Source organism: Myxococcota bacterium, assembly GCA_039030075.1.
In the GTDB taxonomy this organism is placed as follows: Bacteria; Myxococcota_A; UBA9160; order UBA9160; family SMWR01; genus JAHEJV01.
Genome location: JBCCEW010000008.1, coordinates 133,162 through 146,837, shown reverse-complemented (window position 1 = coordinate 146,837; position 13,676 = coordinate 133,162). Strand labels below are relative to the sequence as shown.

7 protein-coding genes are annotated in these 13,676 nt (G+C 70.4%); 4 read left to right on the top strand and 3 right to left on the bottom strand.

Annotated features, from left to right (window positions below):
- Positions 1–3: 3 nt before the first annotated feature.
- Positions 4–1,686: an energy-dependent translational throttle protein EttA gene (ettA, locus tag AAF430_11080; protein ID MEM7410768.1), complete on the bottom strand. Its 1,683-nt coding sequence runs from the start codon at positions 1,684–1,686 to the stop codon at positions 4–6.
- A gap of 93 nt (positions 1,687–1,779) precedes the next feature.
- On the opposite strand from ettA, the gene AAF430_11075 reads away from it, so the two are divergent.
- Together AAF430_11075 and AAF430_11070 are read left to right on the top strand one after the other, a co-directional pair.
- Positions 1,780–3,399 carry a TIGR03790 family protein gene (locus tag AAF430_11075; GenBank protein ID MEM7410767.1) on the top strand — a complete coding sequence of 540 codons (1,620 nt, stop codon included), beginning with the start codon at positions 1,780–1,782 and terminating at the stop codon, positions 3,397–3,399.
- Positions 3,400–3,530: 131 nt separating this feature from the next.
- On the top strand, positions 3,531–5,810 hold the full coding sequence (locus tag AAF430_11070; GenBank protein ID MEM7410766.1) for a tetratricopeptide repeat protein: 2,280 nt from the start codon (positions 3,531–3,533) through the stop codon (positions 5,808–5,810).
- Between the two features lie 11 nt (positions 5,811–5,821).
- On the opposite strand, the gene AAF430_11065 is transcribed toward AAF430_11070, so the two are convergent.
- On the bottom strand, positions 5,822–6,616 hold the full coding sequence (locus AAF430_11065; protein MEM7410765.1) for a class I SAM-dependent methyltransferase: 795 nt from the start codon (positions 6,614–6,616) through the stop codon (positions 5,822–5,824).
- Positions 6,617–6,672: 56 nt separating this feature from the next.
- Positions 6,673–10,890, bottom strand: coding sequence for a DEAD/DEAH box helicase (locus AAF430_11060; GenBank protein ID MEM7410764.1), 4,218 nt, complete (start codon positions 10,888–10,890; stop codon positions 6,673–6,675).
- A gap of 157 nt (positions 10,891–11,047) precedes the next feature.
- On the opposite strand from AAF430_11060, the gene AAF430_11055 reads away from it, so the two are divergent.
- Positions 11,048–12,694: a radical SAM protein gene (locus tag AAF430_11055; GenBank protein MEM7410763.1), complete on the top strand. Its 1,647-nt coding sequence runs from the start codon at positions 11,048–11,050 to the stop codon at positions 12,692–12,694.
- 27 nt (positions 12,695–12,721) lie between these two features.
- Positions 12,722–13,675 carry an ABC transporter substrate-binding protein gene (locus tag AAF430_11050; protein MEM7410762.1) on the top strand — a complete coding sequence of 318 codons (954 nt, stop codon included), beginning with the start codon at positions 12,722–12,724 and terminating at the stop codon, positions 13,673–13,675.
- The last annotated feature ends 1 nt before the right edge of the window (position 13,676 follow it).

Genomic DNA, 13,676 nt, shown 5'->3' with positions numbered 1-13,676 from the left:
CCTCTAGGCTCCGCTCTCGAACTTTCGGTACTGCAGCCGCGAAGGCCGATCGGCCGCGTCGCCCAGCCGACGGCGCCGGTCGGCCTCGTAGTCCTGGTAGTTGCCTGCGAACCACTCGACGTGGCTATCGCCTTCGAAGGCCAGGATGTGGGTGGCGATCCGATCGAGGAACCAGCGGTCGTGGGAGATCACGACCGCACAGCCCGCGAAGTTCAGCAGCGCCTCTTCGAGGGCCCGCAGGGTGTCGACGTCGAGGTCGTTGGTCGGCTCGTCGAGCAGGAGCAGATTGCCGCCCGCCTGCAGCACCTTCGCCAGGTGCACGCGGTTGCGCTCACCACCCGACAGCATGCCGACGCGCTTCTGCTGATCGGAGCCCTTGAAGTTGAAGGACCCCACATAGGCGCGCGAGTTGATCTCGCGACCGCCCAACTTGAGGCGCTCTTCACCGCCGCTGATCTCCTCCCAGATCGTCTTCTCCGCGTCGAGGACGTCGCGTGACTGGTCGACGTAGGCCAGCTGGACCGTCTCTCCCAACCGCAGCGAGCCGGCGTCGGGCTTCTCGTCCCCGACGATCATCCGGAAGAGCGTCGACTTGCCGGCGCCGTTTCCGCCGATCACGCCGACGATCCCGCCCGGCGGCAGCTGGAAGCTGAGGTCGTCGATCAGGAGCTTGCCGTCGAACCCCTTCTGGAGGTTCTCTGCCTCGACCACCACGTCACCCAGGCGCGGTCCGGGCGGAATCAGGATCTCGACGGTCTCGGGCGCCCGCGACTCCTCTTCGCTGCGGAGCTTCTCGAAGGCGTTGATGCGCGCCTTGCCCTTCGCCTGACGCGCGCGCGGCGACATCCGGATCCACTCGAGCTCACGCTCCAGGGTGCGGCGGCGGGCACCGGCCTGCTTCTCCTCGAGCGCGAGTCGCTGCTCCTTCTGCTCGAGCCAGGAGGAGTAGTTGCCCTTCCACGGAATCCCGCGGCCGCGATCGAGCTCGAGGATCCACTCGGCGGCGTTGTCGAGGAAGTAGCGATCGTGGGTGATCCCGACGACGGTGCCCGGGTAGTTCAACAGGTAGCGCTCGAGCCACGCCACCGACTCGGCGTCCAGGTGGTTCGTGGGCTCGTCGAGGAGCAGCAGGTCGGGCTTGGTCAGCAGGAGCCGGCAGAGAGCGACGCGACGACGCTCGCCGCCCGACAGCACCGACACCGACGCCTCGCCCTCAGGAACGCGCAGCGCTTCCATCGCCATGTCGAGGGTGCGATCGAGCTCCCAGGCGCCGAGCGCGTCGATCTGGTCCTGCAGCTTCGCCTGCTCCTCGAGCAGCTTGTTCATCTCGTCGTCGTCCATCGGCTCGGCGAACTTCGCGGAGATGTCCTCGAAGCGCTGGAGCAGAGCGCGGGTGTCCCCGACGCCCTCTTCGACGATCTCGCGCACGCTCTTGGTCTCGTCGAGCACCGGCTCCTGGGGCAGGTAGCCGACGCGGACCCCCGGCATCGGTCGCGCTTCGCCGAGGTGGTCGTCGTCGACGCCGGCCATGATGCGCAGCAGGCTGCTCTTGCCCGCGCCGTTCGAGCCCAGGACGCCGATCTTGGCGCCGGGCAGGAACGCCAGTGTGATGTCGTCGAGGATGATGCGGTCGTTCCCGACCACCTTCCCCACGTCTTGCATGGTGTAGACGAACTCTTGGCCCATCGGGTCTCCCAGCGGTACGAGAGCGCGGTGCGCTCAGCAGCCTTCCGAGGTTTGGCTGCCCTTCGAGATCGGGGTAGCGTCGATTCGAGGGGGATGAAGGCGCTGCGCTCGGACACGCGCCCCGCAACGGGCGCACATTCTATCCGGCGGTCCGTTTCCGGCCAGAGGGACGCGCGACGAGGCGCGCGGCGCGAGGCTCGCCACCGCGCCCTCGCGGTCGCCTGGGCGCTCGGCATCGCGGTCCTCGCGGGAAGCGCACGCGGCGACGCAGAGCAGCACCCCGAGGTGCTGATTCTGGTGAACGAGGCCAGCCCGGTCTCGGTCGCGATCGGCGATGCCTACCGGCGGGCACGCGGCGTTCCCGCCAGCCAGGTCCTGCCCCTGCGGATCCCGCTCGAAGATCCCGGGCTGGGGACGGCGGCCCACGAGACCGTCTCCCGGCAGGACTACCTCCGGCGGGTGCGCGACCCGGTGATGCGCTTCCTCTCGCAAGACGATCGCGCGAGACGCATCCAGATCCTGGTGACCACCAAGGGCGTTCCGCTCTACATCCGCGACGACGGGCCGGTGTCCTACGACGAGCAGCGCGGGGCCGCCCTCGACGCCGAGCTCGCCGTGCTGGGAACCCGCTACGAAGGCAGCGCCGGTCGCGCCAGCTCCCCCAACCCCTATTTTCGCGCGTCGCTGCCCTTCGCGGCCTGGCGCGAGCGCTTTCCCGAGGCTCCGCCGCGGTTCCTCGTCGCGCGCCTCACGGGCTACGCGACACCCACCGATGCCAAGACCGGCGTCCCCGCGGACGTGCTCGCCCTGCTCCAGCGGGCGCGCGGCGGACGCACGGACGCCCGCTGGTTGATCGATGCCGATCTCGGCCAGCGAGGCGGTCGCGGCGCCGCCAACGCCGCGATGTTCGCCGCCACGATGGCGCGGCTGCGCGCGCTCGACCTCGACGTGATCTACGACTCGGGCGTCGCGTTCCGCGGCGGACTCGAGCGGCTCATCGGGCTCGTCTCGTGGGGCAGCAACGCGTCTCGCCACCCCGGCCCCCCGTTCTTCGGAGACATCGACGGTACGCGGTATCCCGGAGCGTTCGCGCCGGGTGCGATCGCGGTGAACCTCGTCAGCACCAACGGCCGCAGCTTCACCGCAGGGACGCCCTACGGGCAATCGCTCGCCGCAGACCTGATCCGCCTCGGCGCCGCCGGCGTGGCTTCGCACGTGGCCGAGCCGACGCTCAACGGCGTCGCCCGCCCCCGCCTGCTGGTCGACTACGCGCGCGGCGTCCCGGCGGGCGAGGCGTTCTTCCGCAGCGTTCCATTCTTGTCCTGGACCAACGCCTACATCGGGGATCCGTTGATGACCGTCGCCGATCCCAGACCGCCCGCGGCCGACGGCGACGGCGATGGGGTCGCCGATCGGACCGACAACTGTCGTGAGCGCCCGAACCCGAGGCAGCGCGACAGCGACGGCGATGGCTGGGGAAACCGCTGTGACGGTGATTTCGACGGCGACGGCGTGACCGGCCTGAGCGACGCGGCACGGCTCCAGCGGGCCCTGCGGACCGGCCGGGTCGAGGCCCGTTTCGACCTCGATGGAAACGGCCGGGTGGATACGGGCGACCTCGACACCCTGCTCCTCGACCTGTTCCTCCCGCCGGGGCCCGGAACCGGCGACAGCCGCTTCCGCGCGCGCGGAGGAGAGCCGCCAAGGCCCTGAACCCAATCAGGTTTTCCACCCCCGACCGGGGCTTTCCAACGCCCTCGGAACGGTCAAGTCCGGGCGCCGACGCTCCGATGCGCCCCTAGGACCCGGCCCCCAGGATCCCCGTACTTCGGGGTGGAGCTGCCTTGAACGCGACGCTCGAGCCGCTGCGAAAACGATTCTCCGAAGACCCGGACGATCTCGGGGCCTTCGACTTCCTCGAAGAACACCTCTTCATGGAGTCGGACTGGCGGGGCCTGGCGGAGCTGTACCAGCACCGTCAGGAGGCGCCGTCTCTCTCCAACCGCCCGCAGGCCCGCGCCCAGCTGGCGCTGCGGTTGGGACAGCTCTTCGAGGAGCGACTCAGCGACACGGATGCCGCCATCGCCGCCTACACGGAGGCCGCGCGACTCGACCCGTCGTTGCGGCGTGCACTCCAGTCGTTGCGTCGGCTCTACGCCGAGCGCCAGAGCTGGGAAGCCGTGCTCCAGATCGGCGAGCAAGAACTCTCGCTCACCCCGCCCGGTCCCGAGCGCGCCGCGATGCTCCGGGAGATGGGCGACGTCTGGCGCGACGGGCTGCAGGACGCGGAACAGGCCGAGGAGTGGTACGCACGCGCCGAGCGCGAAGCCGACCCGGCCGGCGAGCCCCCGCTGCAGGACGCCGTCGAGGTGGCGTTCGAAACGCCGACCGTCCAGGACGAACCCGTCGTGACGGCAGAGCCGGAAGTGACCGCGGAGCCGGAGCCCAGCGCCCCGCCCGTGGCCGTACTGGAACCCGAGCCTGCTCCGCTACTGGACCCCGAGCCCGCTCCCGTACTGGAACCCGAGCCTGCTGCCGAAGCGTCGCCGCCGCCGGTGCAGCCCGCCGCGGTCCGCGCCGAGCCGGAGCCCGAAGAAGAAGCCGAGCCGCTGCTCCAGCGCGCCTGGAACGCCGCTGCGCGCGGCGACAGCATCACGGCCGAGCGCGCCCTCGAACAGGCCCTCGCCGAGAACCCGTCCGACATCGACGCTCTCGACATGTGGCTCACCCTGCTCGAGGGGTCGGATCAGCTCGAACGACAGGCCGCCCTCCTGGCCCAGCGTGCCGAACTCGCCGACACCGCTGAGAGCCAGGGCGCCATGTGGGTTCGACTCGGCGAGATCGAAGAACGACGCGAGCGTTCCCAGGCCGCGCGCGAGGCCTATGAGAAGGGCCTGGCCTGCCGCCCGGGCTTCCCGGGTGGAGTCGCGGGCCTGCGCCGGATCTACCGCGCCGGCGAAGACTGGCAGCCGCTGGCCACCATGCTCGAAGCCACCCTGGAAGGGGCCGTCGACACCCAGGCAGTCGATCTCCGCTGCGAACTCGCGGCGCTCTACGAACAGAAGCTCGACCAGACCGAGCTCGCGATCGAGCACTACGAAGCGGCCCTGCGCAGCGACGCGGACGACCCGCGCGCCACACAAGGGTTGGCGAGGCTCGCGCCCCCGGCGGCACCCGAAGAGGAAGCGGCGCCCCTCACGATGCCCGAGCTCGACGACGAGCCGATCGAAGAGGTGGCCCCGCGCGCAGACGAGCGCGGCGCGCGCATCGTCTCGGTGCTCGAGCGCAAGCTCGAGGCCCGCGAGGCCGCCGGTGAAGGCCACACCCCGGACGCGGTGCACCTGCGCATGCGGATCGCCGACCTGCGCGCGAACTCGCTGGGCAACCCTGGCGGCGCCATCGAGATCCTCGAACCCCTGCGCGCGCATCCCGAAGCGATCCTCGAAGCCGCACCCGCGTTGGCTGGACTCTACGAGCAGCTCGGCCGTCTCGAGCCGCTGATGGATCTCTCGGAGGAGGCCGGACGTCTCGCCGAGCCCGTCGAGCAGCGGGTCTTCTGGTTCCGGCGCGCCGCCGAAGCCGCGCGCGCGCTCGGAGAAGCGAACCGCGCGATCGAGTGCTTCCGCCAGCTGCTGCGCGAGTGCCCCAGCGACCGCGGTGCGCGCTTCGCCCTCTGCGAGCTCTACCGCAGCCGGGGCGACGCCGAACCGCTCGCCGATCTGCTGCGCGGCGCCCTCCCCCACGCCGACGAAGCCCACGAGTTCGAGCTGCACCTCGAGCTCGCGTCGTTGATGGTCGAGTCGCTCGCCGACGTCCAGGGTTCCGTGATTCACCTGCGTCGTTGCCTCGAGATCGATCCGAGCCGGGAGGATCTGCTCGAATGGGCACTCGCGGCGTCGAGCGCGCGCGGTGGGGCCCAGGCACAGCTCGACCTGATCGAGCACATCACCGAGAAGGCCGGAGGCGATCAGGCGCGCGCCGCGCTGCTCGCGCGTCGCGGCAACCTGCTCTGCGATTCCCTCGACTGGAAGAAGGAAGCGACCCAGAGCTGGCGTGCCGCGCTCGCGCTCGATCCCGACCAGCCGGTGGCATTGGCCCGCCTGGGCGACGCCTCGCCGGCCTAGACGCGCCGGTTCTAGGCCCGCGCGACCACGCAGAGCTCGCTGAACAGCTGGGGGCGCAGGCGGGCGAGCCAGCCACCGACGCCGCGACCGAGCCAATGCGGTCCGCTCGCGTAGGGTGCGGGCGTGACCTCGCGGAATCCGCAGCGCTCGAACAGCAAGCGCGAGAGCGAGCGATAGGTGAAGTAGTGGAGGTGCCCCTCGTCGTGGAGATCGACGGGGGCGCCGTCGAACGTCGCGAGACCCTCGTCTCGAGACGCAGTCGCTGGGAACCTCCCGAACAGAAGCTTCAAGCGTCGCGTGTACTTGGCAACGTTGGGTGTGTCGATGAACGCAATGCCGCCAGGCTTCAAGAAGCCGCGCACGCGCTGGAGCGCCTCGATCGGATCGACCAGGTGTTCGACCAACGCGAGCAAGATAACCGCGTCGTAGCGCGCATCGTGTTCGGGAGACGCCTGTTCGAGATCGAGATGGGCCGCTTCGAAACGCGGATCCTCCAGGCTGCGCTCCAGCCCCGCGAGGCGTGCACGCGAGGCCTCGGTGGCGACATAGCGCTCGAATCCGATGCCCTGCGCCGCCAGACCGCGCGCCAGGCGTCCGTCGCCGGCCCCCACCTCGAGGATCGCTCCACCGTGAAAGTGCTGCGGCAGGTAGTGCAGGCACGCCTCGTGTCGGTTCTGCGGAGCGCCGGCGGGCGCCGTAGCCACCGCCGGCGGGCCAGCGGTGCCCGCTCCGTACTTGGCGTCGTAGTGACGCAGCAGGCGCGCCGTGGATCCGCCGCCTGCGAGCGGCCGTGCGTCGGAAGCCATGGAAGGCGCATCGGCACTCCGGGGATCCGACGTAAGCGGGCGATCGGACGTATGGCTCAAGGCGCGCCCAGGGATTGCGCGGGAAGCGCCGCTTCCTCGGCTTCGATGGGCAATCCGTCGCGGTAGTGCACGCGGCGGTTCGCCGTCGTGGGCACGCGCGGTCCAGGAGTCAGGATCCCGACGAGATTCAGCGGATCCGCCGCTGCGACCGAGACCTCTTCTCCACCCCTGGGGCGCTTCCGCACCTGGCGCAGCTTCGTGAGCGCGTCGGGAAGCGCGAACTGCTCGCCGGAGAAGCCCGTCACGAAACGGCCCCCGCGCGCCTGGCCGCGGGCCTCGAGCCGACGCAGGGCCAGCAAGAGGGTGCGCCAGGGCAGCGCGAGATTCTCCCGCGCCAGCAGGTCGAAGAACACGACGCCCCAACGCGCGAGCAGCTGCAGGGCCACGCGGTCGGCCCGGGTGTCCGCGTCGATCTCGTCGGACGCGGCCACGAGGCGAGACCAGCGACCGTCGGCGCCCCGCAATCCCCGCGACGAGCGCCCCTGAGGCGCGCGCGCCCGGCGCGGGCTGCGGCCCAGCAGTCGGCGCAGCGCGTGGAAGCCGTCCGAGCTGATGCGTCCCCGGGCCACGAGATCCCAGAGCGCCACCGAGAGCGCCTGCTCGTCCAGGCCCGTGCGCGCGACCAACTCGCTCCGAAACAGGGCGCCGCCGGCGACAAGCGCCGCCTCGACACGTCGGCCGGCCTCGGACACGGGCGCGGTATCGGCGTCGCTCCGTAGCGCGGACATCCACAGGGGAAGCTCTTCGCGACACACCAGCGTGATCGGCGTGGCGCGTGAAGGCGACCGCGAAGACCGCGCGTCGGCTTGCGCGCCTTTCGACGCCGAGGCGGCGAAGCGCCCCCAACACACCTCTCCCGACAGACACAGGTCGTCCAACCAGCGGGCCCGATAGTGCGCCACGCGCGCGGGAAGCACGTCGCGCTCCCAGGCTCCCGCCCCGAGCTCCAGCCCCTGCAGCTGCTCGACGGTCGTGGCGACCCCCGAGACGCCCTGGCGCTGCGCCCGCGGCGCGACGCCCTGCCATTCGAAGAGGAAGCGGAGGAAGTCCTGGGCCGTGACGGGCTCGATCTCCCGGCGCAGGCGCTGCTGGGTGTAGGCGTGGATCCGCGCGAGCAGATGGCGCGCGCACACCTCCTCGCGGTCGGCCGCCGGATGGAAGCGGCCCCGCAACAGGAACCCGCTCGCCTCGAGCGTCGCGATGGCCCGCTCGACGCGGGACGCACCGAGCGCCGTCTGGAGCGCCAGGTCCTCTACGGTGGCGGGACCGGTGATGGCGAGGTGCCCGCGCACGAGCTCCGCCAGCGCGTCGTCTTCCGAGGGCGGCGTCTCTCCGGACGGACCGTCGACCTCGGAATAGAGTCGGGACGCCGCGGCTCGCTTCTCGGTCGCCACCCAGCGCACTACCCCATCGCGTTCGAAGGCGGTCGCCCGCCCCGCGCGCTCGAGCGCCGCGAACCACTCCTGCCACACATCCCGGGCCGGCACCGCGACCAGCGAGAGCAACAGGTCGTGCAGCTCCTCGAGGTCGCGGGGAGTCGGGGCCGCCTCGTCGCGCACCCGCTCGATCGCGGCCGTGTCCAGGAGCCCGAGGTCGCGCGCCGTCTCGGGCAACCCGCGGCGCAGCGCGACGGCCCGGGTGCGTCGCTCTTCGAGGGGCGCGTCGTCGAGAAAGGTGTACGGCTTGCCGTTCAGGATCTCGTGGGAGAGCGGAGACGGCTCGCTCGTGTCGCAGCAGAGCAGCTCGAGGGTGCCGGCCTCGATCCCCTCGGCCAGGGTCCGGGCTTCTTCTACGTCCATCGCCTCGTGCAGACAGTCGTAGAGCGTCTGATTCACGAGCGGATGGTCCGGCAGCTCGATCGGGCCGGCCTGGTTCTCCTGACACTGGGCCAGACCGGGGAACACGGCCGCCATCACATCATCGGCTTCCATCCGCTGGATCGGCGGCGGATTCCGACGCCCCCCCCGGAAGCGCAGCACGGCGAGAGCGCGCCCCAGGTTCCAGCGCCAGCGCGCGGTGAACATCGGCGAGTCGAGCACGGCCTGACGCAGCGAATCGTCGAGGCCGTTCGAGCGCAGCATGCCGCGGAAGGTGTCCAGCGGGAAACTGTGCTGCGGCCCTAGTGAGAGCACGAAGGCATCGTCGTTCGCCGCGGCTTGCAGTTCGAAGTCGAAGCTGCGGCAGATCCGTTTCCGGGCCACGAGCCCGAGCGCCCGATTCGTGCGTCCGCCGAAGGGCGCGTGTACCACCAGCTGCATGCCGCCGCTGTCGTCGAAGAAACGCTCCAACACGATGCGGCGTCGCGTGGGGAGCCCGCCGAGGGCCTGGCGCGCCGCGGCCAGGTAGTCGACCACCTGGGCTGCACTCGCCAGATCGAGACCCGCTTCGCGCTCGAGGAACGCCGGGGCCGATTCGCCGCGGGGATCGTCGAAGCGCGCCTCGAGCGCTTCGCGCAGATCCGCCACCTCGTCCGAGAGTTCCGGAGTACGAGCCGGCGCCTCCCCTAGCCAGAAGGGAATCGTCGGCGGCGCGCCGCGCGCGTCGCGCACGCGGACCACACCGGCCTCGACACGGCGGATCTGCCAGGAAGTGCTGCCGAGCAGGAAGATGTCGCCGGCCATGCTCTCGATGGCCCAGTCCTCGTTCACCGTCCCGACGAAGGTGTCGTCCGGATCCGCGACGACGCGGTAGTCGCCGGTCTCGGGGATGGCGCCGCCCGACGTCAGCGCGGCGAGGCGCGCGCCGCGCCGACCCCGCAGCATCCCGCCCACGCGGTCGCGATGGACATAGGCCGCGCGCCGACCGCGGCCCGTCTCGATCCCCTCGGACACCAGCTCCACCACCGAGTCGAAGTCCTCGCGCGAGAGGTCCACGTAGGGGGCGGCGCATCGCACCAGGTCGAAGAGCTCGGTCTCCTTCCAGGCCTCGGCGGCGCAGGCCGCGATGATCTGTTGCGCCAGGATGTCCAGAGGTGCCTTCGGGGGACGCACTTCATCGAGGCGTCCCGCGCGCACGCCGCGCAAGAGCGCCGCGCATTCGACGAGTTCGTCGCGGGACGTCGGAAACAGACGACCCTTCGGCACCGCGCTGCGGCGGTGGCCCGAACGTCCGACCCGCTGCAGGAAGGTGGCCATGCTGCGCGGAGAACCCAGCTGGCAGACGAGTTCGACGGGCCCGATGTCGATGCCGAGCTCGAGGGAGGCGGTCGCGACCAGGACCGAGAGATCGCCGGCGCGCAGCCGGCCCTCGACCTTCGCGCGGCGCTCCTTGGACAGGCTGCCGTGGTGCGCAGCGACCCGCTCCTCTCCCACCCGCTCGGCGAGGGCGTGGGCCACCCGCTCGGCGAGACGGCGCGTGTTCGAGAAGACGAGGGTGGTCTTGTGTTCGTCCACGAGGCGCGCGATCTCGTCGAGCACCTCGCCCCATTGCTCCATCGACGCGACCGCACCGAGTTCGCTGCCCGGCACCCAGAGGCCGAGATCGAGGGTACGGCGGTGCCCGACGTCGATGATCGCGCAGCGCGGGCGGCCGTCGGCGGTGGTCGCGTCCGCGGAGTTGCCGACCAGCAAGCGCGCGACCCGCTCGACGGGCCGCTGGGTCGCCGAGAGCCCGACGCGGGTGGGACGCGACGTGCAGAGCGCCTGGAGGCGCTCGAGGCTGAGGGCCAGATGCGCGCCGCGTTTGTCGCGGGCCGTCGCGTGGATCTCGTCGACGATCACCGTACGCACGCTCTGGAGTGCGGCCCGACTGCGCTCGGCCGTGAGCATCAGGTAGAGCGACTCGGGCGTCGTCACCAGGATGTGGGGCGGGCGCCGCAGGAGCTTCGCGCGCTGAGAGGCCGAGGTATCCCCCGAGCGGGTCTCGACCCGGATCTCCGGGAGCGTTTCCCCGCGCTCGAGGCCCAGCTTCCGCAACTCGGCGAGGGGTCCGAGCAGGTTCTCGCGGATGTCGGTGGCGAGGGCCTTCAGGGGCGAGACGTACAGGACCTGCACACCGCTCGTTTCCCCTGACGCGGGCGCTTCTCGAAGTAGCCGATCGATGCACACCAGGAAGGCGGCGAGGGTCTTCCCCGAGCCGGTCGGCGCGGCGATCAGGGTGTCCCGGCCGGCGGCGATCGAAGGCCAGCCCAAGCACTGCGGCTCGGTGGGCCCTTCCGGAAAGCGCCTCTCGAACCACGCGCGCAAGAGCGGATGAAAGGGGGCGAGCGCGTCCATCCGTGCCCGAAGATAGCCCGCCGCGGCCCCCGCCGGACCCGACTCGAAGTCACCAAACGCCGGTATTTCGCGGATTTGGCGCGGGGGCCCATATCGCCTAGCGTCGTCTCGGAGCTTCCCTCCGCCGCCGGATTCCTCCCGCGCAAAGGACCTCTTCTTGGCCAGCACCACGCCTCTCGGGGCCGAGCTGGACGCACCGTCGCTTGCGAGCGGCACCCTCCGCGCCCAGCCTGGCACGAAGACCCTCAAGGTCTGCCTGATCAACCCGCGCTTCGAGCCCTCCTACTGGGGCTTCGAGTACGCGCTCCCGCTGTACCCGGGTGACCGCCGGTCGACCATGATCAATGGCGCGCTCCCCACCCTCGCCGGACTCGCGGGACACCATGATGTGACGCTGCTCGACGAGAACGTCGAGGCGATCGACTGGAAGAGTCTGGACGAGTACGACGTCGTCGGCGTGACGGGCATGAACGTCCAGCGCGAGCGGCAGCGCGAGATCCTCGAGCGCCTGAAGAAGGACGTCGATACCCACGTCATCGTGGGCGGCCCCTACGCGTCGGTGAAGGAAGAGGCCTTCACCGGACTCTACGACACGATCTTCGTGGGCGAGTCGGACGAGACCTGGCCGGCGTTCCTCGATGCCCTCGCCACCGGCGGCGATACCCAGCTCCGGTACGAGCAGCCCGAGAAGACCGACATGACGCGGATGCCGAGCCCGCGCTACGACCTGCTCCAGGTCGATCGCTACGCGTCGGGTGCGCTCCAGTTTTCGCGCGGCTGCCCCTTCCAGTGCGAGTTCTGCGACATCATCGTCATCTTCGGCCGCCGCCCGCGCACGAAGCGACCCGAGCAGGTGATCGCCGAGCTCGACGAGATGCGGCAGGCGGGCTTCTTCTCCGCGATGGTCGTCGACGACAACTTCATCGGGAACAAGAAGGAAGCGAAGGAAGTCCTGCGCCAGATCATCCCCTGGCAGAAGAAGCACAACTACCCGCTGCGCATCTCGACCGAGGCCAGCATCAACCTCGCCGACGATCCCGAGCTGCTCGAGCTGATGTACGAGGCGAACTTCCGCCAGGTCTTCATCGGCATCGAGACGCCGCGCAAGGAATCCCTCGAAGAGACGAAGAAGTTCCAGAACACGCGCGGCGATTCGCTCGAAGACAAGCTCGCGCGCATTCAGCGCGCCGGCCTCGACATCGCCGCCGGCTTCATCGTCGGCTTCGACAGCGACGACCTCGGCATCTTCGACGACCAGTACGCCTTCATCCAGGACAACGGCATCCAGCTGGCGATGGTCGGGATGCTCGGCGCGATCCCGAAGACGCCCCTCTACGAGCGCCTGGAGAAGGATGGGCGCCTCGTCGAAGAGGATCCCAACTGCAACTTCCACCCGAAGCAGATGACCCGGGAGGAGTTGAAGGAGAACTACTGGGACCTCGTGACGCGTCTCTACACGCCCGAGGCCTTCTTCGACCGGTACTTCTCGGTCTACAAGAACCACCCCGAGTTCGAGCGCAAGCGCGAAGAAATCTGCGAGCGCGCCGGCGAGGGGAAGACCATTCCCACGCTCGGCTACGGGCTGATCCTGCTCTACAACCTGACGAAAACGCTGATCCAGGACGGCTCGCTGGGCTCGGTGGGGAAGACCTACTGGCGCTATTTCTGGCGCGACAACATGAAACACCGGCCGAGCATCATTGGCTTCGCCCAGTTCATGAACCGCTGCGTGACCCACTGGCACTTCTACACGTTCACGCGTGAAGCCGTGGCCGGCCGGCTGCGCACCTACAACAGCGGCTAGGCTCCCGCGGTCGCCTCCCCCGAGCCGATGGCCTCCCCGCGCGTCGTCTCGCTGCTGCCCAGTACGACCGAGATCGTGTGCGCCCTCGGGCTCCGCGACACCCTGGTCGGCCGCAGTCACGAGTGCGACTTCCCGAAGGGCGTCGAGGCGCTCCCGCCGCTCACCGAGCCGAAGCTCGATGCCGACGCTCCGAGTCGCGTGATCGACGATCGCGTCCGTGAGCTCGTGGGCGAAGGGCTTTCCGTGTACCGCGTCGATGCGGATCGCCTGCGGGAGCTCGCCCCGGACGTCATCCTCACCCAGACCCACTGCGAAGTGTGCGCGGCCAGCGTGGGCGACGTCGAAGCTGCGCTGCAGGACTGGGTCGGAGGACGTCCGGAGATCGTCGCGCTCCAGCCGAACACCCTGGCCGACGTGTGGGACGACGTCGGCCGGGCCGCGGCGGCACTCGGCGCCGCCAGCGCGGGCGATGCATTGAGGGCTCGCCTGACCGACCGCGTGACCGAACTGGGCGAGCGAGCCGCCGGTGGCGCGTCGCGCCCGCGGGTCGCGACGATCGAGTGGATCGATCCCTGGATGGCGGCGGGCAACTGGGTTCCCGAGCTCGTCTCGATCGCCGGCGGCGAAGAGCTCTTCGGGTCGGCCGGGAGCCACTCGCCCTGGCTCGAACTCGACGCCCTCCGCGGCGCCGACCCGGACACGCTGGTCGTCATGCCGTGTGGCTTCGGACTCGAGCGCACCCGCAGCGAGTTCGCGCCGGCGGCCGGCGCCCTCGCATCGCTTCGCGCCGTGCGTGAGGGACGCGTCGCCCTCACCGACGGACACCAGTACTTCAACCGGCCGGGACCACGCCTCGTCGAGTCCCTCGAAATCCTGTGCGAGATCCTGCAGCCCGAGCGGTTTCCGGCCCGGCACGAAGGAGCGGGCTGGGAGTGGCTCGACGGACGACTCCCCGGCGAAGCCGGGAGGCGAGAGGGCTAGC

Coding starts and splice junctions, on each gene's coding strand:
- ettA (MEM7410768.1), bottom strand. CDS start 1,686: ATGGGCCAAGAGTTCGTCTACACCATGCAAGACGTGGGGAAGGTGGTC.
- AAF430_11075 (MEM7410767.1), top strand. CDS start 1,780: ATGAAGGCGCTGCGCTCGGACACGCGCCCCGCAACGGGCGCACATTCT.
- AAF430_11060 (MEM7410764.1), bottom strand. CDS start 10,890: ATGGACGCGCTCGCCCCCTTTCATCCGCTCTTGCGCGCGTGGTTCGAG.
- AAF430_11065 (MEM7410765.1), bottom strand. CDS start 6,616: ATGGCTTCCGACGCACGGCCGCTCGCAGGCGGCGGATCCACGGCGCGC.
- AAF430_11050 (MEM7410762.1), top strand. CDS start 12,722: ATGGCCTCCCCGCGCGTCGTCTCGCTGCTGCCCAGTACGACCGAGATC.